The sequence below is a fragment of the Shouchella hunanensis genome (genome assembly GCF_028735875.1).
Classification (GTDB): domain Bacteria; phylum Bacillota; class Bacilli; order Bacillales; family Bacillaceae_D; genus Shouchella; species Shouchella hunanensis.
Genome location: NZ_CP117834.1, coordinates 2,849,323 through 2,872,238 on the forward strand (window position 1 = coordinate 2,849,323; position 22,916 = coordinate 2,872,238).

Annotated in this window: 29 protein-coding genes; 17 read left to right on the forward strand and 12 right to left on the reverse strand. The window is 38.2% G+C overall.

Annotation, left to right across the window (positions count from 1 at the left end; genetic code table 11):
* Window positions 1-296: 296 nt before the first annotated feature.
* The gene (locus tag PQ477_RS14420) at window positions 297-482 is read right to left on the reverse strand and encodes a hypothetical protein (protein WP_035395559.1); all 186 of its coding nucleotides are present in this window, start codon (window positions 480-482) and stop codon (window positions 297-299) included.
* A gap of 543 nt (window positions 483-1,025) precedes the next feature.
* Window positions 1,026-1,193 carry a hypothetical protein gene (locus PQ477_RS14425; RefSeq protein WP_158332001.1) on the reverse strand — a complete coding sequence of 56 codons (168 nt, stop codon included), beginning with the start codon at window positions 1,191-1,193 and terminating at the stop codon, window positions 1,026-1,028.
* A gap of 392 nt (window positions 1,194-1,585) precedes the next feature.
* Here PQ477_RS14425 and PQ477_RS14430 point away from each other — a divergent pair, with 392 nt between their 5' ends.
* The 4 genes from PQ477_RS14430 to PQ477_RS14445 all read left to right on the forward strand — a co-directional run bounded on the left by PQ477_RS14430 (window position 1,586) and on the right by PQ477_RS14445 (window position 6,422).
* Window positions 1,586-2,101: an RDD family protein gene (locus PQ477_RS14430; protein WP_035395563.1), complete on the forward strand. Its 516-nt coding sequence runs from the start codon at window positions 1,586-1,588 to the stop codon at window positions 2,099-2,101.
* Window positions 2,102-2,791: 690 nt separating this feature from the next.
* Window positions 2,792-4,087 (forward strand): phosphodiester glycosidase family protein, encoded by a 1,296-nt coding sequence (locus PQ477_RS14435; RefSeq protein WP_060705263.1) that lies wholly within the window; start codon window positions 2,792-2,794, stop codon window positions 4,085-4,087.
* Between the two features lie 140 nt (window positions 4,088-4,227).
* Window positions 4,228-4,998 carry a DUF4428 domain-containing protein gene (locus tag PQ477_RS14440; protein WP_274272290.1) on the forward strand — a complete coding sequence of 257 codons (771 nt, stop codon included), beginning with the start codon at window positions 4,228-4,230 and terminating at the stop codon, window positions 4,996-4,998.
* A gap of 323 nt (window positions 4,999-5,321) precedes the next feature.
* Window positions 5,322-6,422 (forward strand): AimR family lysis-lysogeny pheromone receptor, encoded by a 1,101-nt coding sequence (locus tag PQ477_RS14445; RefSeq protein ID WP_274272292.1) that lies wholly within the window; start codon window positions 5,322-5,324, stop codon window positions 6,420-6,422.
* Window positions 6,423-6,639: 217 nt separating this feature from the next.
* Here PQ477_RS14445 and PQ477_RS14450 read toward each other — a convergent pair whose 3' ends face one another.
* Window positions 6,640-6,843, reverse strand: a complete 204-nt coding sequence (locus PQ477_RS14450) for a hypothetical protein (RefSeq protein ID WP_035395572.1) — start codon at window positions 6,841-6,843, stop codon at window positions 6,640-6,642.
* A gap of 190 nt (window positions 6,844-7,033) precedes the next feature.
* On the opposite strand from PQ477_RS14450, the gene PQ477_RS14455 reads away from it, so the two are divergent.
* Window positions 7,034-7,330, forward strand: a complete 297-nt coding sequence (locus tag PQ477_RS14455) for a hypothetical protein (RefSeq protein ID WP_035395575.1) — start codon at window positions 7,034-7,036, stop codon at window positions 7,328-7,330.
* Between the two features lie 45 nt (window positions 7,331-7,375).
* On the opposite strand, the gene PQ477_RS14460 is transcribed toward PQ477_RS14455, so the two are convergent.
* Entirely contained in the window at window positions 7,376-8,278 is a 903-nt protein-coding gene (locus PQ477_RS14460) for a TIGR01777 family oxidoreductase (protein WP_274272295.1), read from the reverse strand.
* A 96-nt stretch (window positions 8,279-8,374) separates the two neighbouring features.
* Between PQ477_RS14460 and recX the strand changes: the two genes are divergently transcribed.
* Together recX and PQ477_RS14470 are read left to right on the forward strand one after the other, a co-directional pair.
* Window positions 8,375-9,205 (forward strand): recombination regulator RecX, encoded by an 831-nt coding sequence (gene recX, locus PQ477_RS14465; RefSeq protein WP_274272297.1) that lies wholly within the window; start codon window positions 8,375-8,377, stop codon window positions 9,203-9,205.
* Window positions 9,206-9,526, forward strand: a complete 321-nt coding sequence (locus tag PQ477_RS14470; RefSeq protein ID WP_144558627.1) for a YfhH family protein — start codon at window positions 9,206-9,208, stop codon at window positions 9,524-9,526.
* A gap of 37 nt (window positions 9,527-9,563) precedes the next feature.
* On the opposite strand, the gene PQ477_RS14475 is transcribed toward PQ477_RS14470, so the two are convergent.
* From PQ477_RS14475 to PQ477_RS14485, 3 genes are all read right to left on the reverse strand, one after another.
* On the reverse strand, window positions 9,564-9,725 hold the full coding sequence (locus tag PQ477_RS14475) for a YpzG family protein (protein WP_081762217.1): 162 nt from the start codon (window positions 9,723-9,725) through the stop codon (window positions 9,564-9,566).
* Window positions 9,726-9,743: 18 nt separating this feature from the next.
* Window positions 9,744-9,899: a small acid-soluble spore protein K gene (gene sspK, locus PQ477_RS14480; protein ID WP_035395580.1), complete on the reverse strand. Its 156-nt coding sequence runs from the start codon at window positions 9,897-9,899 to the stop codon at window positions 9,744-9,746.
* An 82-nt stretch (window positions 9,900-9,981) separates the two neighbouring features.
* Window positions 9,982-10,962, reverse strand: a complete 981-nt coding sequence (locus tag PQ477_RS14485) for a metal-dependent hydrolase (protein WP_274272301.1) — start codon at window positions 10,960-10,962, stop codon at window positions 9,982-9,984.
* Between the two features lie 138 nt (window positions 10,963-11,100).
* On the opposite strand from PQ477_RS14485, the gene mutY reads away from it, so the two are divergent.
* Together mutY and PQ477_RS14495 are read left to right on the forward strand one after the other, a co-directional pair.
* Complete coding sequence (gene mutY / locus PQ477_RS14490; RefSeq protein WP_274272303.1) at window positions 11,101-12,204, forward strand: A/G-specific adenine glycosylase; 1,104 nt, start codon at window positions 11,101-11,103, stop codon at window positions 12,202-12,204.
* A complete protein-coding gene (locus tag PQ477_RS14495) occupies window positions 12,201-12,944 on the forward strand; it encodes an SDR family NAD(P)-dependent oxidoreductase (RefSeq protein WP_274272306.1) in 744 nt (247 codons plus the stop codon). Before mutY ends, PQ477_RS14495 begins: the two co-directional genes overlap by 4 nt.
* Before the next feature lie 133 nt (window positions 12,945-13,077).
* On the opposite strand, the gene PQ477_RS14500 is transcribed toward PQ477_RS14495, so the two are convergent.
* Window positions 13,078-13,434, reverse strand: coding sequence for a hypothetical protein (locus PQ477_RS14500; protein ID WP_035395582.1), 357 nt, complete (start codon window positions 13,432-13,434; stop codon window positions 13,078-13,080).
* 11 nt (window positions 13,435-13,445) lie between these two features.
* Window positions 13,446-13,667 carry a mother cell protein YfhS gene (locus PQ477_RS14505; RefSeq protein WP_035395583.1) on the reverse strand — a complete coding sequence of 74 codons (222 nt, stop codon included), beginning with the start codon at window positions 13,665-13,667 and terminating at the stop codon, window positions 13,446-13,448.
* Between the two features lie 96 nt (window positions 13,668-13,763).
* On the opposite strand from PQ477_RS14505, the gene fabL reads away from it, so the two are divergent.
* The 4 genes from fabL to PQ477_RS14525 all read left to right on the forward strand — a co-directional run bounded on the left by fabL (window position 13,764) and on the right by PQ477_RS14525 (window position 17,238).
* The gene (gene fabL / locus PQ477_RS14510; protein ID WP_035395585.1) at window positions 13,764-14,513 is read left to right on the forward strand and encodes an enoyl-[acyl-carrier-protein] reductase FabL; all 750 of its coding nucleotides are present in this window, start codon (window positions 13,764-13,766) and stop codon (window positions 14,511-14,513) included.
* A gap of 64 nt (window positions 14,514-14,577) precedes the next feature.
* Entirely contained in the window at window positions 14,578-14,733 is a 156-nt protein-coding gene (locus PQ477_RS14515) for a gamma-type small acid-soluble spore protein (protein WP_035395587.1), read from the forward strand.
* 182 nt (window positions 14,734-14,915) lie between these two features.
* Entirely contained in the window at window positions 14,916-15,443 is a 528-nt protein-coding gene (gene ntdP / locus PQ477_RS14520; RefSeq protein ID WP_038478372.1) for a nucleoside tri-diphosphate phosphatase, read from the forward strand.
* Between the two features lie 52 nt (window positions 15,444-15,495).
* Complete coding sequence (locus PQ477_RS14525) at window positions 15,496-17,238, forward strand: ABC transporter ATP-binding protein (protein ID WP_274272309.1); 1,743 nt, start codon at window positions 15,496-15,498, stop codon at window positions 17,236-17,238.
* Between the two features lie 27 nt (window positions 17,239-17,265).
* Here PQ477_RS14525 and PQ477_RS14530 read toward each other — a convergent pair whose 3' ends face one another.
* The gene (locus PQ477_RS14530; protein WP_274272311.1) at window positions 17,266-18,327 is read right to left on the reverse strand and encodes an aromatic acid exporter family protein; all 1,062 of its coding nucleotides are present in this window, start codon (window positions 18,325-18,327) and stop codon (window positions 17,266-17,268) included.
* 83 nt (window positions 18,328-18,410) lie between these two features.
* Window positions 18,411-19,715 carry a glutamate-1-semialdehyde 2,1-aminomutase gene (locus tag PQ477_RS14535; protein WP_274272312.1) on the reverse strand — a complete coding sequence of 435 codons (1,305 nt, stop codon included), beginning with the start codon at window positions 19,713-19,715 and terminating at the stop codon, window positions 18,411-18,413.
* 153 nt (window positions 19,716-19,868) lie between these two features.
* Between PQ477_RS14535 and bcp the strand changes: the two genes are divergently transcribed.
* The 4 genes from bcp to perR all read left to right on the forward strand — a co-directional run bounded on the left by bcp (window position 19,869) and on the right by perR (window position 22,160).
* Window positions 19,869-20,336: a thioredoxin-dependent thiol peroxidase gene (bcp, locus tag PQ477_RS14540; protein WP_035395593.1), complete on the forward strand. Its 468-nt coding sequence runs from the start codon at window positions 19,869-19,871 to the stop codon at window positions 20,334-20,336.
* Window positions 20,333-21,286, forward strand: coding sequence for a D-2-hydroxyacid dehydrogenase (locus PQ477_RS14545; protein ID WP_052008044.1), 954 nt, complete (start codon window positions 20,333-20,335; stop codon window positions 21,284-21,286). Before bcp ends, PQ477_RS14545 begins: the two co-directional genes overlap by 4 nt.
* A 14-nt stretch (window positions 21,287-21,300) precedes the next feature.
* Window positions 21,301-21,603 (forward strand): cyclic-di-AMP receptor, encoded by a 303-nt coding sequence (locus PQ477_RS14550; RefSeq protein WP_035395595.1) that lies wholly within the window; start codon window positions 21,301-21,303, stop codon window positions 21,601-21,603.
* A 125-nt stretch (window positions 21,604-21,728) separates the two neighbouring features.
* A complete protein-coding gene (perR, locus tag PQ477_RS14555; protein ID WP_035395596.1) occupies window positions 21,729-22,160 on the forward strand; it encodes a peroxide-responsive transcriptional repressor PerR in 432 nt (143 codons plus the stop codon).
* A gap of 46 nt (window positions 22,161-22,206) precedes the next feature.
* On the opposite strand, the gene PQ477_RS14560 is transcribed toward perR, so the two are convergent.
* Entirely contained in the window at window positions 22,207-22,566 is a 360-nt protein-coding gene (locus PQ477_RS14560; protein WP_035395597.1) for a YgzB family protein, read from the reverse strand.
* Window positions 22,567-22,916: the final 350 nt, after the last annotated feature.

Genomic DNA, 22,916 nt, shown 5'->3' on the forward strand with positions numbered 1-22,916 from the left:
AAGGAAAAACACATAGACCAATCGTTAATCCAGTCGCAATAACAAAATGAGTTAACCAGTTCTCTATGAATGGATGGTCGCCGAAGCGAATGAGAAAGCTGAGTAAGTATGTAAAGACAAAAGATAGTAGGAAAACAATAAGCGCATCTAGCAAGGGATTTTTATAATCATAAGAACCTCCAATAAATGATGTTCAATCCAGTACCCTTGAGGGAGGTCGTAAAAAGATTAAGTACCAGGATAAGACAATTACGAAGTGGTCAAAGGGAGTAGGTTCACCCTACCCCTTTAGGACTTTATTCTTTATCAAATACAGTTCTGTTTTTTTCACGTGACGTAACATAACAGATGAAATAAACGACTGTTGAAATAACAATAATTCCGAGGACTGATTGTGTATTAAGTCGTGAGACAATCATTAAAAAAATGGCTACTGCAAAACCTACTGCTAGGGCATTCCTGAAACACTTATTAGCGAACATTTTTAATCCTCCTAAAATAATTTATAGAAAACCATACCTCTTGTAAGGAGTGCTAAAACTAAGAATTTTTTTCATATAAGAACTTTTGAGGGCTTTAAGCGAACGAATGAACGGACGTGAACACGTAAGGTCAAACTAAAAAGGACCGTATACGCTTTCTATTACTGTTTTTTAATTCCGTGATAGGGTAATGGAGTAACACGAGGGAGGGTCTCATGAAGAATATGAAGCTTGCAATAATTAGTATGAGCGTTGTGTTTTTTGTAGCAACGATCATAAGCCTTGTTTATTCCCTAAGTAAAGGAGAAGCTAATGCTATTTATTTAATCATTTCGGATTTTTTTCTTGCCGGATTGTTTATAACAACAATTATCTATGCGTATAAGCGAAACCACAAAAACGATAATCGGATAATGTTAGGCATAATGTGGTTATTTCCCCTATATTTTATCGTAAGTGGAGTATACAGCTTTATAAGACTTTGAATCACTGATGCGGTGTGCCCTGCAGCTTAAAACAAAAAATAAGCAGGCTTGAGCCTGCTTATATATTCTGTATTCTCCAGACATCACCGTCTAATAGAATAAGATCTAAATTCAACTTTTTAACTTCAAGTTGCGCAGAAGCTAAATCAGTAAAGGTTTTCTCGTTGCGTTCTGAATCCACTGAGGTTTCTGTAATCCCGTTAACGTACCGAACAACTCTGTACATCGGCATTCTCCTTTGCGGCTTAGAAAAAAGCCGTAAAGACATTGTCTCATATTTACGAGCAACTTTGAACAGAGCGTAAACAGTTTACATACCCTTACATCTTTATAGGTAAACATAATTTTAGGAGAATAAACAAGAGAAAGAGGGATCCTATAAAAAATTGTCTAAATGAGCAGTTACTTAGAAGATATACAAGACAGAGATGAAGACGAAGTTATATTGTGAGTATTATGCCCGTTACTTATGTGGAATCAAAAGCACGGTAAACAACACTACGAGATCAAGTAATGATGAAACGCACATGATTTTGAAAATAAAAAGATTATTGGTGTGAATATAAGCTATAATTTTATAAAAGTGCTTATACATTAAAGGTAAAAGGGGATGTGTTGATGAATGCTTCGTTTTTTCTGCGATTTAAAGCTTTTATGATTGATTATCTACTTATTCTCATTTATTTACTTATTCTATTTATAGTCAATGTACTAATATTTCCATCTCTACAAGAATTTTTTACAGGCTCGTTGATTGTAGCGCAATTTGCAGGATTTATCATGGTCACATTCCCTGTTTCACTTTATTTCATTATTAGCGACTCTTCAATTGGTAAACAATCTTTTGGAAAAAGGAAAGTCGGTATACGAGTTGTGGGATACAATGGGCAAGAACTATCAATTTTTCATTTAACTTTTCGAACGATGTTAAAATTTTTGCCTTGGGAATTGTCACATTTTCTTGTGTATCGTCTTGTTTATATAGGTAATAATGAAGTCCCATTTAGCTATTATTTGGTTGGCGGGCTCATTTACGCACTTATGTTTTCGTATATATTGTCAGCCATTTTTACAAAAAAAAGACAATCCCTGTACGACATTGTGGCAAAAACACAAGTATTGAAAATTAAATAAGTATTTGAGTAAAAGGTTTAGCTAAAACGGAGGTGTCATAAAGTTACGGTTTTGGAGCTTAGTCCTATGAAATTATTCCTCGCAAGATTGATGATACCATATGGTAAGACTGTGTGGAGTGCATTTTAAAAGAACTAGAAGAGGGTAAAGCACTTCATTTATTGTTTCATTAGTAACTTCTTAATTGTATATAGCTGTATAGAATGTCATTCTCATAATAAGAAGTAACATACCAATTATTCATAACTATACTTTAGGTGCAATCATCTACGCGGGGTAATTGTATTGATTTTTCTACGTTGTTACTATGAGTACACTTATTTTCCTAGGTCTTTCTGATAAAAAAATGAGATTAAGAAAAAATAAATTTGATGTACTGAAGAGAGCTTCCTACTAGGTGGTTCTCTTTTTGTGTATTAAACCCTGATTTTGTTATTCCAATTATCATAAATGGATTTCAGTTTACTACATTGTGTGAAGAAGACCAGTTGAAAGAGACCAACTCAACTATCTATACACGAACTAAAAAAATGATTAACGACCTTTGATAAATCTTGCTTCTGGTCTCTTTGTGTATTGAACCAATATAAATACGAAGAGATATAGATGCTACTTGTAATGGAAAGCAGACTCAGTAAGTGTTGCGATTTCAACGTAGTTCTCTCAATGGTCAAAATGGAGGAGTGTCAGATGACAAACGAAAATAGTAATAGTGTGAACATGCTTGAAGATTCAGCTTTTTATAGTGGTGTTACAACTAGAGAAGGAAGAAAGAATGGTACTACTTACTATGTAACTGTAATCGAAGTTTCAGAAGGGGGCACTCTTAAACATGGGTTAGCTAATAACGCACAAACAGGTGAAACTGCAAGGTCATTTGCACAACGTAACTCAAATACAGTTACAATAAATGCAGGTATTTTTCACCCTACTCAAATGACTTTATCGGGAGTCAATATTGTTAATCGGAGGATTCTATCCGATAGAAGAACAGATAAAGCTAGATACATCCTTGCGTTTAATGATAACAATCAATTTAAAGTATTTCGACCTCAGACTACAGCAACCACAATTATTAATGAGGGTTATACGAATGCAGTCACTGGGTTTATCCCTTTAATAGAAAATGGTGCTAAACTTCCGCAGACTGTTTATGATGACTATGAGCATAATCAAAATCCTCAGCCCGCACAAATTTTTGGTCAAAAGATTACTGGAGATATTGTCATTTTGACTGTAGATGGTCGTACGAATTTTGATAGGGGCTTCACTTCCCATGAGTCAGCAGAAATCATGTTGCAAGAGGAGGTTGCTTTTGCTTTTACACTGGATGGCGGTGGAAGTGCTCAAACTGTAGTGAGAGGTGCCATGGTTAATCGTTCAATCGATAATAATGGCATGACTGAAAGAAAAGTACCTGATTTCTTCTACATTCAAAAACCAGTGAACGGTGTTTCGGCTCAAGATCTTTACTCGTTGGGATCTGACGTTGGCAGAATCTCTAAACGCCTTCAAGAAGTAGAATCTATGGTACAGCGAATTGATGAATACAACAGGGGCTTTATACAACTTCGAGGAGAGGAGGGTTATAAAACCCAAGGAATTGAAGTGTGGGAGGGTAACAAGCGCAAAGTGAAATTAAATTTACGAGAAGAATTTATGTCTTTGTACGATTATCAAAATGATCGAACAGTCTTTAGAGTTCAACCAGATGGTACGATCTCATCTTTAAAAGGGACACTAGGCACGTTCCATAGTCAATCCAAAGCTGTAACAGATGCAAATGCAATAAGCGAGAACGGTCGCTACTGGATCAGACAAACTGACGCTACGAATGTTCCTGCCGGACAAACAGCTTGGATGATTGATCACTATCAGTTAAATAATGATGCTTTGCAAATAGCTACACCATTTGTACAATCTTCCATTGGATTAAGAAAACGTAGAAAGACTGGTGGAACATGGACATCTTGGATTAACGCCTAGCATATTGACTCCTTAGTTGCACTAAGGAGTTTTTAATGCTTATTCACTCTTATAATAGATAAATTTACCTATTTCTATTGTATTGTCTAAATCATCTTATATATAATATCGGTGTAGTGTAAACGGAAGGGTGATGAGGGATGGGTTTTTTTGATCTAAAAGCAATATGTGCGGTCTGCGATGGTGAAGCAGGGTTACATCGGTATAGAATTGCTAACAAAGAATGGGTTTGTCCTACTTGTTATAAAAAGGCTGGTTCTAGTTTAAAGAAATTTATTGCGAAAGCGACCGCCGATGAAATTAGAGAAGCAATAGCGAAAACTAGCAATAACTCAGCAGAATTGGATCATTTTAAGGCGACAAAGAAAATTGGAACACTAGTAGAATTTGATGATCATCAAAAAAAATGGTTGGTATTGTCAGAAATACTCGGAAGAAGAAATCGTTCAATCGTTTATCGGTACGAGGACATACTCGACTTTGAATTACTGGATGATGGCGAAACGATTGCAAGCGGTGGCCAAGGGAGAGCGCCTATTAATGGAGGGTATTTTAGTCATACCGGAACAATGGCTGGAGGTTTAACTGGCAAGCGTAGAACCCGGGGTGTGTGTAATAGTTTACAAATTAAAGTAACGATGAATGATATAAACGATCCAGTCGTTTACATACATTTTTTGAAAAATGCTAAGTCAAAAAGAGATGAATTGGTGTATCGGTCTTTATTTGAAGAAGCTCAAGAATGTCTATCGACGTTTCAGGTTATTTGTGATCGGGAGAGTAATCAAAAACCCCTTACTGAAACAGCTTTTTCAGTAGCAGATGAAATTAAAAAATTTAAAGAATTACTTGATGATGGAATCATTACAGAGGAAGAATTTCATAAAAAGAAACTTGAGCTTTTACGTTAAAAAGAACCCTTATTGGTATTGCCCCTAAATAGTTAGAGTGCCAAGCTAGCATTTGGGGTGTAGTACCATTAAGGGTTTATTTTTTTGTCCGGAATTAGATGGATGTGATCAAAGATCCAAATAGTTCACATGCCTAAGTATGTTGTGGTTCTTGGAATAAGCGAATGATTAATCAAAGAAAACTTGTACGTTTCAAGAAAATATTAGGAAAAACGCTAAAAAAGAAGAAATTCTTTTATTTTTCGACAGCAATATTTTTATTGTTGCTTTATAATAAACAATAATCACATCGTACATCATCGTAGTGAAGAGGAGGGTCTTTCTTGTCTGATTATCTATATCAACTTGTTAGAAATTATTTAAGTATAGAAGGGAATAAGCAAGTAGACATCTCAAAAGCAACAGGAATATCGAAGCCGCTTATTTCTATGTTTTTGGATAAGAAAGGTCAAAAAGATCTGCAATTTTCTAATTCCTTTGCTATTATTCGCTATATTGAAAAAGAAGATTACTTAGATGTGATGGATGATTACTGTCGGACGCTGACAAAGCCAATTGGTATTTTGAGTTCGCTTGAATATGCTTCGAATTTTAACAGAAGAGACTTGCTTGATGATTTGTTATCTGTTCATCAAGATCATAAAGGCGAAGTGAAAGAATGGATAGAGATATACCGGTTTGAGCGGGATAAAGATTTACTGACTTCAGAAATGGCGTGGGAAAGATGTCGAAGCTTATTTGGGAAAGTGACTATTCCAGAAGCGCTTTTAAAGCTGGAATTAATTGAATCCACGTTAACATTTAAACAAAATTTCTATGATATGAACAACTTTCTGGCAAGAACGGATCGGAAAGTACATGTGTTACGAGAAGGGTTCTTGAAAGATTCGTTGTTACTTAAATACGATTTACAGCGAGCTTATGATAGTTTATATAACCGCATCGATATTCAAGATGCGATACAAAATGCCAATAACATTCTTAAAAGTCCTCTAGCTTCTGATTTCATTGTAGCTAGTGCAAATCACTTACTTGGACACGCCTATCAGGGCCATTCCGTCGATTTGGCTATACGTTATTTGGAGATGGCTCAAGCTTGTTATAAAAAAGCAAATTCAAAGAAACACGAAGAAATGGAGCAAGATATTGCGTTTGTCTTAAGTATACACAATGTTATCCATGACCGTTGTTTAAGTTGTGGAGATGAAGAAGAAGTGGCACATCAACACTACGTTCGAGGGGAGGTGAATAAAGCAATACGGTTGCTTAAGAATCAAAGTCAACTAAGTCCTTTTGGTAAGCTCTATTTAGGTTTATGTACAAAAAATGTACATCAAGTGTTTGAAGGTTACGGCGAAATGAAGCAAAGTGGTAACAATTACTTTGCAACGTTCTTCACAACAAAGCTAGATAGTATAATTTAAAGAGGTGTTGGCGTATAAAAAAGGTAATGATAAGTATCATCGTTGTGATGTTATTTTTACTAAGTTCGCCCTTTGCTCAACTGACAACTGGTACTATACCTGAGTTAGTTGAAATAAAAGGCGGACCGACGCAACCCGGCGGATCTTAATAGGACTGTAAAACCATTTTAAACATATAGATAAAGAAACTACATTTCGTTTATGATACAAAGACTCCTTAGAGAGTCTTTTTTCGTTTTGCAAGAGTTTTGTGGAGGGACGCTCTTATTTCTCGGTAAAAAATGATGGTGTTCATAAACAGAATTCCCCCGATTACTCTTACGCTACGGGCAAGCCACTCTAGCTCAATTGTTACAGAAAGCATAGTGAGGATTGGTCCAAGTGCAAGCAGTAAAAGCATGATCGTACGTTTTGTGTTCATTCTGTAGTCCTTTCCTAAAACAATATATGCTTACAGTGTAGCAAGAAAAATAAAGAGTAGGAATCTTTTTCAGTTGTAACATGGTAGTAGTGCAGTGGGAACAATATTTATTTGAACTAGGCATTTGTTTTAACCGTGGTACAATCGTTACATAAGATAAAAGAAAAACGTCCACGGAGTGTGAGGAGTTATGCAGTTATACAAGACACATATTATTCATCCCCATACCCATGTACCTCTTATTGTGTATTACAATCAAACAGAGGGATTTGTTAGCTTTGAGCGAGATGAAAAGGTTTTAAAAGCGATTTATAATGTGAAGCGGGACTTGGCATTAAACAAGCAGTTTCAGGAGAGTCTTCGGAGAGCAACGCAGCTTTGTCAAACACAATATCCGCTTGATACGTTAAGGCAAGCAGAGCAGTTTTTAAAGAAGCTTGGTATTGAGGAACAGAGTATCAAGTTCGAGAAAGTGCTGCTTCATTAAAAAATCGCATGGTATCAGTTGTATCTGAAACCATGCGTTTTATCGTTAGTTTAACAATTGTTTAAGTGCGGCTACCGGTTCATTGTAGTCAAATGTAAAACCGTGTTGAATGGCTTTACGAGGAAAGATGTAAGCTCCGTCGAGGATGAGCGTACTCATTTCACCGAGGGCGGTTTTTATAGCGAAAGATGGTGCAGGCATCCAATGTGGACGACTCATCACGTTAGCAATGGTTCGGTTTAGTTGATTCATACGAACAGGGTGAGGCGCAGTGGCATTTAAAGGGCCAGAGATTGCTTCTTCCTCTATGGCAAATAAAAACAAGCGAATTAAATCGTTTATGTGTATCCAAGACATCCATTGCTTCCCTGAGCCCACTTTACCGCCAACAAAGAATTTGTAAGGAAGAAGCATCTTCGGAAGTGCGCCTCCTTTTGTGTCTAAAACTATGCCAATTCGCACGTACACTGTTCGAATTCCAAGTTCTGAGGCTAAAGATGCGGCGTTCTCCCATTTTTGTGTAACTTCACCGAGGAATGGTGTGTTCGCTGGTTTATCCTCTTCTGTAAATTGCTGTGTATCAGAATAGCCATAGTAGCCCATAGCTGAACCATTTACGAAAACGGTTGGCTTTTTTTTCAGTTGTTTTATAATGGAAATCAATTCGGTCGTTGCTTCTAGTCGACTTGAGAGGATGCGTTCTTTTTTTAATGCTGTCCACCTCCCCATAATGGATTCTCCAGCCAAATTAATAAATGCGTCTGTGCCTTCTAAATGCTCAGCAGGAGTGGCATCTGGTTGAAGCCATTCTACATAGGAGATGTGTTCTTTGCTTTGCTTATTTGCTGCATTTCGCGTTAAAATGGTGACGGTATGTCCTTGCTCGACTAAATAGTTTGTTAATTTTTGACCTACTAATCCCGTACCTCCAGTAATAGCAATATTCATGTCCTGAGCTCCTTTATCATCGTTTGTTCTTGTTATACCCTTTACCGTAACGAATAACACGTTAAGGAATGACTAGTAAAGAAAGGAGCGAGGTTGTTGCCAATCATATCAAAGATCACGATGCAAAAAAAGGCTAAACAGCGTTACAATATTTTTGTACTTGACCGTCAAATTGAGCGTTATTCGTTTAGTGTGGATGAAGATATTCTAATTAAATACAACTTACGTAAAGGGATGGAGCTTGATGAAGACGCCATGAAAGAAATTGCCGAAGCGGATGAGGCAAAGAAGACGTTTCATTTGGCTATTCATTATTTATCATTTCGAATGCGTTCCGAGAAAGAAATTAAAGAGTATTTAGTAAAGAAAGAGCGCGAAGAAAGTCATATCGCACAAGCCATTCAACGGTTAAATGCGGAAGGATTAATCGATGATTTAGCGTTTGCGCACGCTTTCGTGCGCTCAAAAGTAAATCAAAGTTTTATTGGACCAACTAAATTAAAGCAGCAGCTTTTGGAAAAGGGTGTTGCTGAAAAGCATATAGAATGTGCTTTGAGTGAGTATGATGTTAACTGGGAAGTCAACCGTTTGGAAAAATGGAAGGACAAGCAAGATCGAAAATCAGGCATCGTTAAAGATTCTAAACAGCAGCAACTTAAGAAATGGCAAACGCAACTTATGGCAAAAGGCTTTCGTTATGAGGCGATAAGCCGTCTAATGCGTACGTTTACAGATGAGATGAACAACAACGAAGAAAAGCAGGCATTAGCGTATCAAGGGGACAAATTGTTTCGGACTTATAAAAAAAGATATACTGAACCTTTCGAGTTAAAACAGAAAATGATTCAAGCGTTATATCGAAAAGGTTTTTCGTTTGACGATTGTAAAGCGTACGTAGATGAACAAATGAGAGGAATGTCTGAGTAAATGGAAAAGCGATTTAGTGACATGGATGAATATGAGCTGAAGCTAGAGATTGCAATGTTAAACGAGAAAGCTAAAAAAGCTGAGCAGTTAGGCAATAGTAATGAATTTGCCGTTTATGAAAGAAGAAAGACGATTGCGCAGTCGTATTTAGTAGACCCCGATTCCATTGAACCTGGACAAGCGTATCGAATGACTGATGGGGTTACAATATTCGAGGTGTCCTATATGAATGGCCGTTTTGCTTGGGGGTACCGAACAGGTGAAAGAGAGCTTGCGGGCGTCCCAATCTCGTTATTAGCTGATAAAATAACGGATAAATAAAAAAGAGGCTTTCTTTTCGAAAGCCTCTTTTTTAGCGCTAGGTACGTTTTCGCATCTGCGCTTCAAGCACGATATTGTGTTGACTTTGCTGGGTTTCACCATTCACTTGGTGGAAGGCGTGCTTTGAATTGGCACGCGGTGACATGAACGGATCTTGGTACAAACTGTTAAAACGCGATTTACTATTTTCCTTACCCATGAATCATTCCTCCCAGTATTAAAACGTTTTAAAGTGGTTGGACGAACTCATTCGTTCTTTTGGACGATCATTAATAGATCCATCCGGACGCTTGGATGCGGCTGCATCGGCGTTATCGGCTTTATTACCATTAAACGAAATCGGATTCGGAAAGTTTTTCGCTTTATTTCGCACTCGTGAAACCCCCTCCGCCTTATCGGCTTACCGTTAATATGACCGGATGAGGAACTAATTATTGGAGGGAATTATAACCAGGCTACGTAATAATTTTTAACTTCTTTCTTAATGTTTCTTCACTATAAACCCATCCTGTATAGGAAGTAATAACGTTTAGCTGTTCATCCATCTTCACAATCGCAACAAATGGATAGTATCCGTTGCTGCGATAGCGTAGGTCTACAAAACGGACTTCATAGCCATTGTCATCAGTTGCTTCCATCTCCCAACGATATGTTGGTGAAAAAGAAAGGAATGCGGCTAGATTCTTATCCGAACGTGCCGCCTGCATAACTGAATCGTTTGGAATCGGATCAAACGTATAGCTTTCAAAGAAATGAATAACACGATCTTTTGATTGTGCAACGTACAACATGTCAGGTGTACGTATGACTAAATGCCATTTGTTCCAACGAATCGTTGGAGATACAAAAATGTGGGAAGCATTTGGGTGTATTTGTCGTGCTTGGCGAACCACCTTTTGTTTTTGTTTATAGCGCCAAACATAGTAACAAATAAGAAACAAATAAATCCCAATAAACGCTGGACCTGGAGGTAGACCAAGAATCCAAAGCATAATCCCAAAAACATGAGAGCCGAAAATAACAGGGTCAAAAATATTAATGACACCGAGTGCAATCCACCTGTTGCTAATCGGGCGCAATGCTTGTGTCCCATATGCGTTAAAAATATCGACAAACACATGTAAGAAAACAGAAATAGCTGCCCATAAAAGTAATGTTGGCCAATAGGCGTCTTGAAAAAAGAGCATCAGTCCACCTGAGACGATAAACGGCCAAAGAAATAATGCCGGTAACGAATGGGTAATGCCTCGGTGGTGCCGAATATAAACGGCATTATTTCGTAATTTAAGGATTGTATCGAAATCTGGAGCATTTGAGGCTACTAAAGTTGTAGCTAATACGGCTGTCGCCATATAAGGAGATGCTGAGACATTTGGATCTAACGTCGCAAGTCCAGCCAGCCCCACACCCATAACAATATGTGTGGATGTATCCATTCTCTATAACATCCTCCTTTAATTTGTGAAACATTCGTACGTTATCAAGCGCTACAATTGTTACGCATTTTTTTAACTTATGCTATAGTTATACCCGTCGTGAAGTAAACTAAGCATTCTTTCATGATGAATGTATTGATGCGACAAGTCAAGATGGTAGGTGATTGTTTGAAAAACCTTGATCAACATAAAATAGAGTCGTTTCAAACCAATTTAGTCCATTGGTATGAACAACATAAACGAGACCTCCCGTGGAGAAAAAATCAAGAACCTTATCAAATTTGGGTTTCTGAAGTCATGCTTCAACAAACAAGGGTTGATACAGTTATTCCTTATTACGAACGGTTTATGCGCTTATTTCCAGAAATGGAAGATTTAGCGTATGCGGACGAAGACGCCATTTTAAAAGTTTGGGAAGGGTTAGGCTACTATTCCCGTGTTCGAAATTTGCAAAAAGGTGTTCGTGAAGTTGTAGAGCACTACGGAGGGCAAGTACCAAAAAGCAGAAAAGAAATGGAATCATTAAAAGGTGTAGGTCCATATACAGCTGGAGCGATTTTAAGTATTGCGTATGGGTTGCCAGAACCTGCTGTAGACGGGAATGTAATGCGGGTGTTGTCTCGAGTCTTTCATCTAACAGAAGACATTGCTAAGCCGAGCACGAGAAAAGTTCACGAAGCCATTCTGTACGAAGCCATCGACAAAAACAATCCGTCTAGTTTTAATCAAGGGTTAATGGAGCTAGGAGCACTTGTCTGTACACCTACGTCACCCGGCTGTCTACTTTGTCCTGTAAGGGAACAATGTGATGCATTCTCATTAGGTATCCAAGAAGAATTACCGATAAAAAGTAAGAAAAAGAAAGCAAAGACGATTCATTTAGACGCTTTCCTTCTCGTCAACCAAGATAAGAAAGTGTATATCGAAAAACGCCCTTCTGAAGGATTATTAGCCGGCTTATGGCAATTGCCTATGCTACCACAAGCATCTTCAGATGAAGAGAGACAAGGGGTTCTTCATCATACGTATTCAATAACAGAGAACGTTCAAAAGCAACCATTTCATGTTAAACATGTTTTTAGCCATATTATTTGGGAAATTGATCTTTATGTAGGTGATGTCAGTTTACTGGCTGTTCCAGAACACTGGAAAGCAGTATCGAAAGAAGAATTAGAAGGGTTTGCGTTTCCGGTATCGCAACAAAAAGTATTAAGCTATTGTCTAGAGGAGGATTTACTTTGAACCTACAGTTAAAAGGGAAAACCGTGTTTGTAACAGGTGGAACGAAAGGGATAGGCAGAGCGATTGCGCTTGCATTTGCAGATGAAGGATGTAAAGTGGCTGTATGTGCAAGAGGAGAAGGGGAAGCGTTTACGACTGACATTCCCGTAATTTTAGGGGATGTGACCAAATTTGAAGAACGAGAGCGAATTTTTCAAGAGGTGACAGCACGTATTGGTCCGATTGATATTTTAATTAATAACGCAGGCGGAAGTAATGGGGCGGAAATTGAAAAAACAACGATGGATGAATTCCATCAGGCGTTTGAATTGAATTATTTTTCTGCAGTCCATTTTTCAAAGCTCGTTTTGCCGGGAATGAAAGCAAATAAAGAAGGGGCTATTCTTCATGTCAGTTCTATTTTTGGTCGTGAATCAGGTGGGAAAGCAACGTATAATAATGCAAAAGCAGCGTTAATTAGTTTTACGAAAGCGTTAGCTGATGAAGTGATGCATGAAGGCATTCGCGTTAATAGCGTGGCGCCAGGAAGTATTTTACACCCCACTGGTAACTGGCAGAAGCGTCTCGATGAAAATCCTGAGAAAATAAACCAGTTTGTGCAAACAAACATCCCTGCAGGGCGTTTTGGCAAGCCAGAAGAAATTGCGGATGTCGTCGTATTCTTGGCTTCCCCAAAAGCTAACTGGGTAACTGGATCGAGTTTACAAGTTGATGGTGGACAGTCAAAAATGAATATGTAGATGCGTAAACTAGCTAAATGAGCTTCAAAGTGCTAAGAATATTCGGATGAGCTTATTCTTTCCATACAGAAACAGGGCTATAACCGATAAGGTTTACTCCATGACCTTAAACGATAAAGCCCTGTTTCTGTACTTATAAACCTGGTGTCGTGTCGTCTTCGTTTTGAAGGTGTATTTCGGAAATTTTCTGTTTTGTTTCTTCTGTTCCTAATGTATAGAGTCGATCGTATATATCATTCATACCAGTTTGATATTCGTCTTTATCAGCATCAGCTGTTAAATCATCAAAATGCTTAAAGCTAAAGAGATTTCCCAATTCAACATCGTGCTTATGAACTTCACGGATGAGTCGTTCAAACTCTTCCTTTTCCGCTTCCGTAGCGGAAATTTCATATTCAATTAATTGTCCATCATCTACTTTTGTTAAGCTAATGTTGTCCATACTAATTGGATTTAAATTAACGTAGTAAAGCTGTTTACTTTTATCCATCGTTTCTCTCCTTAATCATAATGAACTTCTGTTCCGCTTGTCCAAGTTGCTTGATGATGAAGTCCACCACGCTTTTCAATTTCTTCAATAATGGCTTTATGCTTTGAATTTCCTTGTACATTTAAATAAGCAGTCATTTGTTGCATCCCGTGATGAAAGAAAGCTAATTCTTTATCAGTCCAATCTGCTGGTTTCACCATCTCTAATTCAGATAAATCTCGTCCTACATACATGGCTTATCCCTCCTATTGTTATTAGATTGTCTGTTATAAACCGTGGCTATACGTTATAATGAGGCGAATAGACAGTAAATAATTGGAGGATTTCATATGGAAAGAAAAGTTGCATTAGTTACTGGAAGCAGTCGTGGTATTGGTAAAAAGATTGCCATTAAACTTGCCCAGCAAGGCTATAATATTGTCATTAATTTTGCGAGAAGTCGTTCTCAAGCAGAAGAAACAGCCGAAGAAATTCGTGCTTTAGGTGTAGACGTGTTAACAATAAAAGCGAATGTTGGAAAGCAAGATAAAATAAAAGAAATGTTCGCGGAAATTGATGAGCATTTCGGACGTTTAGATGTTTTTGTTAATAATGCAGCGTCTGGCGTTCTACGTCCTTTAATGGAGCTTGAAGAGAGCCATTGGAACTGGACAATGGACATTAATGCGAAAGCCCTTCTTTTTTGCGCGCAAGAAGCAGCAAAACGGATGGAAGTAACAGGGGGAGGAAAGATTGTTAGTTTAAGCTCACTTGGCTCTATTCGCTATTTAGAAAATTATACAACGGTAGGTGTATCAAAAGCGGCCGTTGAATCATTAACACGCTATTTGGCTGTCGAGCTCGCTCCAAAAGGCATTGTTGTGAATGCTGTTTCTGGTGGTGCTGTGGATACAGATGCATTGACTCATTTTCCAAATAGAGAGGAATTGCTAAAAGATGCTGCTGAGCGAACACCCGCAGGAAGAATGGTTGAAGCAGACGATTTAGCAAAAGCAGTAATGTTCTTACTTTCAGACGATTCCAGTATGATTTGTGGTCAAACGATCATTGTAGACGGCGGCATCTCACTTTTAGCTTAGCCTAAAAATTTTTGTATAGAAATCACCTCCTCGGGAGAAGTTAAATAGCGTGGAGGTGATAACCATGAACAACAAAGCATCTAAAACAAACAAAAACCAAGTGAAGAAGCAAAACCAAGCTTCTGAACAAGGGTACAACGCTGAATTCGCAAGTGAAACAGATGTACAAGAAGTGAAAGAGCAAAACGCTCAGTCTGCTTCTAAGAAAAACCAACAGTAATTGTTGGGAAAGAACACCTTTTTCCATTCGGAAGAAAGGTGTTTTTTTATGTCACATTCCTTCTATATTTGCGTTATAGAGTGTTTACGTTTTAAATAAAGTATGAACATTGTATAATATAAATGTAGAGTAGAGTTGGATAGTAAACAATTTGGTAAAAATAATACCGAAGGGAGAAAAGTATGAGCTTTCCTAAGGAAGGCAGCACCATCCAAATACAAAGTTATAAACATAATGGTACGCTTCATCGAATATGGGAAGACACGACGATTTTAAAAGGGTCTTCTAAAGTAGTAATTGCAGGCAATGACCGAATCATTGTACGAGAATCTGACGGTCGGCATTGGCGTACACGTGAACCAGCGATTTGTTATTTTGATGCGGATCAATGGTTTAATACAATTGGTATGATTCGTGCAGATGGGATTTATTACTACTGCAATATTGGAACACCCTTTACATGGGATGAAGAAGCGCTTAAATATATTGATTATGACTTGGATATTAAAGTATATCCTGATATGACGATGAAGCTGCTTGATGAAGATGAGTATGAACTGCATAGCAAATTAATGCATTATCCTCCCGAACTTGACGCCATCTTGAGACGGAGTGTAGATGAATTAATTTCTTGGATTCATCAACGAAAGGGTCCGTTTGCACCTCAATTTGTTGAAAATTGGTATGAACGGTACTTGCAATATCGGTAAAGGTGAGCTTGTGAAAACAGGCTTACTTTTTTCCTGAGAAAAGAGGATTAACTTGAATACGATTAAACGTTATATGTTTTTTGTAAAACCATACAAAAAGCAAATTGGCATTACCATTTTAATTGGCATCTTAAAATTCGGTATCCCACTTTTGTTTCCTCTAGCCATGATGTACATCATTGATGATATCTTACTAAATGAAACGATGGCAAGGGATGATCAATACAAACAGCTATACTGGATTCTGGGCGGAATGGCCGTACTTTTCATCGTATTACGCCCACCGATAGAATATTACCGTCAATATTTTGCTCAGTGGATTGGAAATCATATTCTATTTGATATTCGCGACCATCTCTTCACGCATATACAAAAGCTAAGCTTACGTTTTTATTCTAATCGTAAAGTGGGAGAAATTATTTCCCGTGTTATTCATGACGTAGAGCAAACAAAGAATTTTGTTATCACAGGATTAATGAACGTGTGGCTCGATTTGGCAACGATTGTCATCGCCATTATCATTATGTTAAATCTAAATGTTTGGTTAACCCTCGTTGCGATTTCAATGTTCCCGTTTTATGGCTTTTCAATTAAATACTTTTATCAGCATTTACGAAAACTAACTCGGGTACGATCGCAAGCATTAGCCGATGTCCAAGGCCATTTGCATGAACGTGTTCAAGGGATGAATGTTATTCGAAGCTTTGCTAATGAGGATTATGAGCAAAACCAATTTTCTCACCGGAACAAAAACTTCTTAACAAAAGCGCTTGACCACACGAAATGGAATGCAAAAACCTTTGCTGTTGTAAACACAGTGACGGATATTGCTCCACTTCTCGTGTTATTTGTCTCTTCCATTTTTGTATTACAAAATGGTTTAGAAATTGGCGTTATGAGTGCGTTCGTACTTTATATGGAACGTTTGTATGGACCGTTACGCCGGTTGGTTAACTCGTCCACAACATTAACACAATCCATTGCGTCAATGGATCGTGTGTTTGAGTTTATTGATGAGAAGTATGATATTACAGATAAACCAAGCGCAACAGCCCTTACTCATGTGGATGGGAAAATGACGTTTGATCGAGTTTCTTTTTCATATAGCGAGGATGACCATCCCATTTTGAAAGATATTCGATTAGACATTCCAGCAGGACAAACCGTTGCCCTCGTCGGTATGAGTGGTGGTGGAAAAAGTACATTAGTTAGCTTAATTCCACGCTTTTACGATGTGACAGCTGGGCGCATTCTAATTGATGGTAAAGACATTCGTGATTTAGAAGTGCGGACCTTACGTGATCACATTGGAATGGTGTTGCAGGACAACATATTATTCAGTGATAGTGTCAAAATGAATATTAAAATTGGAAAGCCGGATGCTACAGATGAAGAAGTGGTAGTGGCGGCGAAAGCAGCGAACGCTCATGACTTTATCTTAGGCTTGGAAGATGGGTACGATACAGAAGTAGGGGAAAGAGGCGTTAAGCTCTCTGGAGGGCAAAAACAACGTATTGCGATTGCGCGTGTATTTTTAAAAAATCCGCCTATTCTTGTATTCGATGAAGCAACTTCTGCTTTAGACCTTGAAAGTGAGCATTTCATACAAGAAGCGCTAGAAAAGCTAGCGAAAGACCGGACAACATTTATTGTAGCTCACCGATTGTCTACCATTACAAATGCAGATCAAATCGTTGTCATTGAAGACGGAACGGTGAAGGAACAAGGCACACATCAAGAATTAATGCAGGCAAAAGGGGCTTATTATAAGCTTTACAGTGTACAAGAAGTATAAAACCCAGGAGGGGCTCCCTCCTGGGTTTTATTGATTCTCATCTTCTGGTGCATGTGTGTGATGATTTTCTACTAGTGTATCCAAATGCTCTAGTTCTTGCTGGTATTCAATTAATGCTGAGATCGCAGGTAAAAAGCTGTGCCATTGAGACAAATCAAATTGTTCTTCTTCATAAAGTGTAACAAAAAGATTTGTCATCGTTGATTGGCCTTTTTCAATTTCGTCAACATATTCATCAGTTGCGTGGGTATTCACTTTCCCGTTATAACGTAGAATAATTCTTTGGTGATAATCGGTTAGTGATAAAATTTGTTCTTCAATGCGACTTTGCACATTTTCCGGCAACTGCAAATAATCTTCTGATCGCTTTTCAATCGCCTCAAGAGCTTGATACGCTTTCTCGGTTGTTTGGATCATCTGTCTAAATACAACAACTCTTCTTCGCTGCGAAAACGTTTTGGCGCGAAAGTAATTTCGCTCTTCTCGGTATAAAGAAAAAAGATTATTCGCTTTATCAAGTTCTATACGTTGATGCTTAATGTCTTCACGAAGTGCAATCGTATCCGCATCATGGCGGGCAAGTAGATTTAACCACTCTTGAATCGCGTCGGTTACGGTTGTTACCTTATCAAACACTTTATTTTCGTACCTCGGTGGAATAAATGCTAAATTTACAAGAAAAGCAGCTACAATACCGATTAAAACAAGAATAAAGCGTTCAGAGGCAAACTGGAGAAAATTATCAGAGGGGCTTTCCATTATGATAATAATCGTCACAATCGCTGTTGGAATAATGGCTGCCTCAAGTTTTAGCTTAATAAAAATGGCAATCGAAAGGGTAACAACAACCCCTACAACAAATGGTTCGTGCCCAAACGTCATGACAAATAAAACACCAATTGTTGCACCAATAAGATTGGCTTGAACTTGATGGCTAAAGGTTCGTAACGTCCTAAATAAAGACGGTTGAATTGCGAAAGCAGCAGCGATAGCCGCAAATGTTGGTGGGCTAATGCCTAGCCACCTAGCTAAATATAGTGCTAGAACAACTGCTAAACCCGTTTTTAATATCCGTGCTCCAAGTCTCATGTACGGATGTTTCCTTTCTTTTAGTCACCATTTTAGAATCATATCTCTTACTTTTATGCAAAATGATAACCTTATACGCACAATTATTGGTAAAAGTGGTTTGCGACGATGCTAAATGCATTTTCCGCGGCCGCAATCGTTTCTTCAATATCTTTTTGTGTATGCGCTGTAGTAAGGAACCATGCCTCGTATTTGGATGGGGCTAAATGAATTCCTTGATCAAGCATTGCTTTAAAAAATAAGCCGAATTGCTCGCCATTTGTATTAGATGCACCATCGTAATCGGTAATTTGCTCTTCAGTGAAAAATACCGTCAATGCACCTTTTAAGCGGTTAATCGTAATCGGAACATTCGTTTTCGCTGCAGCGAGGTACAACCCTTCTTCAAGTGTCATACCAAGTTCATCTAGCTTTTCGTAAGTTCCTTCTTTTTTTAATACATTTAAACAGGCAATACCAGATGTCATTGATGCTGGATTACCGGCCATTGTTCCTGCTTGATATGCAGGTCCAAGAGGAGCAACTGTTTCCATAATATCTACTCGACCACCGTAAGCGCCAATAGGTAGACCGCCACCAATAATTTTCCCTAAAGCAGTCATATCAGGTTTTACTTGTAGAAGATCTTGCGCTCCCCCATACATAAATCTAAAAGCTGTGATGACCTCATCATAAATAACAAGTGCACCTGCTGCATGGGTTAATTCATTAATCTTTTGAAGAAATCCAGGCTCTGGTTCAACGATGCCGAAATTTCCAACTATCGGTTCAACGAGAACGGCAGCTGTTTCAGGTCCCCACTTGTCTAATGCTTCTTTAAGAGCATCGCTGTCATTGAATGGAACAGTAATGACTTCTTTGGCAGTACCCTCTGTAACTCCAGCTGAATCAGGGGTTCCTAACGTAGATGGCCCGGAGCCTGCAGCCACAAGGACAAGATCAGAATGTCCGTGATAGCAGCCAGCGAATTTAATGATTTTTTCTCTGCCAGTATAAGCACGTGCTACTCGAATTGTAGTCATAACAGCTTCTGTGCCTGAATTAACGAAGCGTACTTTTTCTAAAGAAGGAAGGGCCTCTTTTAGTATGTGAGCAAACTCATTTTCGAGCCGCGTCGGTGTGCCGTATAAAATGCCTTTTGCAGCTTGGTCTTGAATGGCTTGTGTAATGTCTGGATGAGCATGACCAGTAATAATGGGGCCGTACGCAGCTAAATAGTCAATGTATTTGTTTCCATCAACATCATAAAGATAAGCTCCTTCACCTCTTTCCATAAATACAGGTGTTCCGCCGCCTACACCTTTGTAAGCTCGGGATGGGCTGTTCACGCCACCTACAATTAAGTCTTGTGCTTCTTTATAGTGTTTTTCGGATGTATTGCGATTCATATAACCCTCCATTATGGTTTGCACATTTTTTGTACCCAACTATGATAGCATATGTTGCCGTTTAAGTGAGAATAAAAGTAAACAGGCGTTCTTTATTGAAGAAACATTTAAAATCGGATACGCTAGAATAAAAGTATAGATGGGGGATTACAAATGAACTTAATCGGAAAAGAAGCACCAGACCTAACACTTCCAGCAACAGGAAATAAAGAGATAACCTTATCTGATTACAAAGGCTCTACAATCGTACTTTATTTTTATCCTAAAGACATGACGCCTGGTTGTACGACCCAAGCGTGTGATTTTAGAGATCAAACTGCGTTGTTTAAGGAGCAGGATACAGTTGTTATAGGAATTAGTCCAGACCCTGTCGATCGCCATGAGAAGTTTATGGAGAAGCATGACCTGTCTTTTCCGTTACTAGCGGATGAAGAATTAAAGGCTGCAAATGCGTATGATGTATGGCGGTTAAAAAAGAACTTCGGTAAAGAGTATATGGGTATTGTGCGTTCTACGTTTGTGATTGATAAGAACTTTACTGTTGTAAAGGAATGGCGTGGTGTTCGAGTAAAAGACCATGTTAATGAAGTATTAGAGTTTGTAAAAGGACTTCCATCATGAGTGAACAAGTGTTATTTGTTGTCAACCAAACAGTGGAGAGACAACATGAGTTGAAAAAAACCTATCAACAGGTTCATTTTGAATTCTATTCTTCTATAAAAGAAGTGACCTCTTTTGCTGACACAACCGTACTTGTTACATTCGGTGAAGATGTAACCCCTACAATTCTTGAGCAGGCAAAAGACCTAAAATGGATTCACGTACTGTCGGCAGGCGTTGAGCACCTTCCATTTGAACAAATTCTTAATCGGGATATTCTCGTCACAAATAGTCGAGGTATCCATGCAACCCCAATGTCAGAACACGCAATGTGGATGATGTTGGATTATGTTAAACGAGCGCAAGACTATCGGCAGGCACAAGCAGAAAGAGCTTGGGTACGAAGCCAAAAACCATCAGAACTTACAGACCTAACGGTTGTTTTGCTTGGTACAGGAGCGATTGCGAGTAAGATTTCAGAAAGAGCAGCCGTTTTCGGTATGAAAACAATTGGAGTCAATACGGACGGTAGACCGGTTCATCCTTTTGATGACGTGGTATCTATGCGTGAGTGGGAGTTAGCGTTAAAGCAGGCTGATTTTCTTATCAATGTTCTCCCTGCTACAGAACAAACAAAGAAGATTCTAAATGAAGATGCATTTCGTCTTGTTAAACAAGGTGCAGTTTTTATAAACTTAGGTAGAGGAAATGCTGTAGTGGAACACGAATTAATTCGTGTATTGGATAATAAGCATATAGATCATGCATATCTTGATGTCTTTAATGAAGAACCATTATCAAGTGATTCTCCGCTTTGGGGGCATCATTCAGTAACGATTACTCCTCATATTTCAGCATCCACTTCTTTTTATATGGAGAGAGCGCTAAAAATTTTTAATGAAAATCTTTCGCTCTTTATAGAAGGAAAAGAGAACTTTATTAATGAAGTTCATAGTAAGAAAGGATATTAAAAGGAGGAGAACCAATGAAATTGCTCGTGTGTATCATAGAAGACTTTTATGCGGACTATGTAGAAAAAGACCTTAGAGAGAAAGGGTACCGAATGACGGAACTCTCAAGCTCAGGTGGTTTCTTGAAAAAAGGAAGTACAACGTTCCTTTTTGGCGTACATGAAACCGATGTCGACCAACTACAACAATCACTAAAAAATGCGTGTTTAGAAGTGGAAAAACGGAAGCAACGAAAAGAGAGTAAAACCCATCGCTATACATCGTTTCTTGTACCAGCAGCTAATGCTACTCCGTTATTACTACAAGATCAAACGTAACGGTTTGGAGGCTACTCTAGAAAGAGTGGCTTTTTTTGGTGAATCGTTACTTGCTAAATGAGCGTTTACAACTTATAATAAATCTAAAGTAAGAATAGTTTTTATTGAAAGTGAGGGTGCAGACCATGGCCAATCATAGCTTGTTAGAAGCAATTGATGCGCTTAAAAGCACTCGTGTGCGTATGACTCCGCAGCGTCATGCAATACTTGAATTCTTATATGAGACGAAAGCTCATCCAACCGCAGATGAAATTTATAAAGCTTTAGAAGGTCGCTTTCCTAACATGAGCGTTGCGACTGTTTATAATAATTTACGCGTTTTTAAGGAAGTCGGCATCGTGAAAGAGTTATCGTATGGTGATTCTTCAAGCCGTTTTGATTGCGTTACGTCAAATCATTATCATGTTATTTGTAAAAACTGTGGAAAGATTGTTGATTTTCACTATCCGGGTTTGGATGAAGTTGAAACGCTAGCTGAGCATGTAACTGGATTTGAGATTGAGAACCACAGAATGGAGATATACGGCACGTGTGTTACGTGTAAAACGGCACATTAAAAAAAAGTCACTCTAAGAATTAGAGTGACTTTTTTTGTGCTTCATTTTAATTTGTAGTTTGTTTTTTTTCATTGTAGGCTTCGTCAAATTCACGACCCTCTAGAGAACGGTCCATCGTTAATGGTTGGTCACAATGCATACAAGCATCGACTCTACCCAAGACTTTTGTTGGTTTCTCGCAAGAAGGACAAACAACTGGAACAGCTCTTGTAGATAACATGCCAATAAAGAAGTAAACGACTGTACTTCCAATCACTGCAAGTAAACCAAGAATCATTGCGATAACCATCACAACAGGATAGTCTCGAAAGAATATGCCTATGTACATAATCAAGATGCCAATAAAAACGAGACTTAAAGCGAATGTACGAATCTTATTTATTTTGTTTGAATATTTCAGGCCCATTATCTTTTCCTCCAATATTAGTATAGAAGGTTTATTCTATTAGTAGATACAGGTATAGTATAACATAGAACGTTCAAGATTTATGGCGATCTTTCTATACGTTTTAGAATGATACGTTGTATAATCTATGAATAGATCGGCTAAGTGGTAAGGTTGCTTTAGTCGCGGTTACAATAGAATTAATAAGTTTTGAAAAAAAGTTTATAAAATGTATTGACGACTTTTTGTCGCCATGATATATTATTACATGTCGCCAGGGCAACACGGTAACAACGGCGAAAATAAAAAAGATATTGACCGAATGATTATCAATATGGTAAGATCATGAAGTCGCAAAAATGAGTTCTTTG

Coding starts and splice junctions, on each gene's coding strand:
- PQ477_RS14420 (WP_035395559.1), bottom strand. CDS start 482: ATGTTCGCTAATAAGTGTTTCAGGAATGCCCTAGCAGTAGGTTTTGCA.
- PQ477_RS14425 (WP_158332001.1), bottom strand. CDS start 1,193: ATGTACAGAGTTGTTCGGTACGTTAACGGGATTACAGAAACCTCAGTG.
- PQ477_RS14430 (WP_035395563.1), top strand. CDS start 1,586: ATGAATGCTTCGTTTTTTCTGCGATTTAAAGCTTTTATGATTGATTAT.
- PQ477_RS14435 (WP_060705263.1), top strand. CDS start 2,792: ATGACAAACGAAAATAGTAATAGTGTGAACATGCTTGAAGATTCAGCT.
- PQ477_RS14440 (WP_274272290.1), top strand. CDS start 4,228: ATGGGTTTTTTTGATCTAAAAGCAATATGTGCGGTCTGCGATGGTGAA.
- PQ477_RS14450 (WP_035395572.1), bottom strand. CDS start 6,843: ATGAACACAAAACGTACGATCATGCTTTTACTGCTTGCACTTGGACCA.
- PQ477_RS14455 (WP_035395575.1), top strand. CDS start 7,034: ATGCAGTTATACAAGACACATATTATTCATCCCCATACCCATGTACCT.
- PQ477_RS14460 (WP_274272295.1), bottom strand. CDS start 8,278: ATGAATATTGCTATTACTGGAGGTACGGGATTAGTAGGTCAAAAATTA.
- PQ477_RS14470 (WP_144558627.1), top strand. CDS start 9,206: ATGGAAAAGCGATTTAGTGACATGGATGAATATGAGCTGAAGCTAGAG.
- PQ477_RS14475 (WP_081762217.1), bottom strand. CDS start 9,725: ATGGGTAAGGAAAATAGTAAATCGCGTTTTAACAGTTTGTACCAAGAT.
- PQ477_RS14485 (WP_274272301.1), bottom strand. CDS start 10,962: ATGGATACATCCACACATATTGTTATGGGTGTGGGGCTGGCTGGACTT.
- mutY (WP_274272303.1), top strand. CDS start 11,101: ATGCGACAAGTCAAGATGGTAGGTGATTGTTTGAAAAACCTTGATCAA.
- PQ477_RS14500 (WP_035395582.1), bottom strand. CDS start 13,434: ATGGATAAAAGTAAACAGCTTTACTACGTTAATTTAAATCCAATTAGT.
- PQ477_RS14505 (WP_035395583.1), bottom strand. CDS start 13,667: ATGTATGTAGGACGAGATTTATCTGAATTAGAGATGGTGAAACCAGCA.
- fabL (WP_035395585.1), top strand. CDS start 13,764: ATGGAAAGAAAAGTTGCATTAGTTACTGGAAGCAGTCGTGGTATTGGT.
- PQ477_RS14515 (WP_035395587.1), top strand. CDS start 14,578: ATGAACAACAAAGCATCTAAAACAAACAAAAACCAAGTGAAGAAGCAA.
- ntdP (WP_038478372.1), top strand. CDS start 14,916: ATGAGCTTTCCTAAGGAAGGCAGCACCATCCAAATACAAAGTTATAAA.
- PQ477_RS14530 (WP_274272311.1), bottom strand. CDS start 18,327: ATGAGACTTGGAGCACGGATATTAAAAACGGGTTTAGCAGTTGTTCTA.
- PQ477_RS14535 (WP_274272312.1), bottom strand. CDS start 19,715: ATGAATCGCAATACATCCGAAAAACACTATAAAGAAGCACAAGACTTA.
- bcp (WP_035395593.1), top strand. CDS start 19,869: ATGAACTTAATCGGAAAAGAAGCACCAGACCTAACACTTCCAGCAACA.
- PQ477_RS14545 (WP_052008044.1), top strand. CDS start 20,333: ATGAGTGAACAAGTGTTATTTGTTGTCAACCAAACAGTGGAGAGACAA.
- PQ477_RS14550 (WP_035395595.1), top strand. CDS start 21,301: ATGAAATTGCTCGTGTGTATCATAGAAGACTTTTATGCGGACTATGTA.
- perR (WP_035395596.1), top strand. CDS start 21,729: ATGGCCAATCATAGCTTGTTAGAAGCAATTGATGCGCTTAAAAGCACT.
- PQ477_RS14560 (WP_035395597.1), bottom strand. CDS start 22,566: ATGGGCCTGAAATATTCAAACAAAATAAATAAGATTCGTACATTCGCT.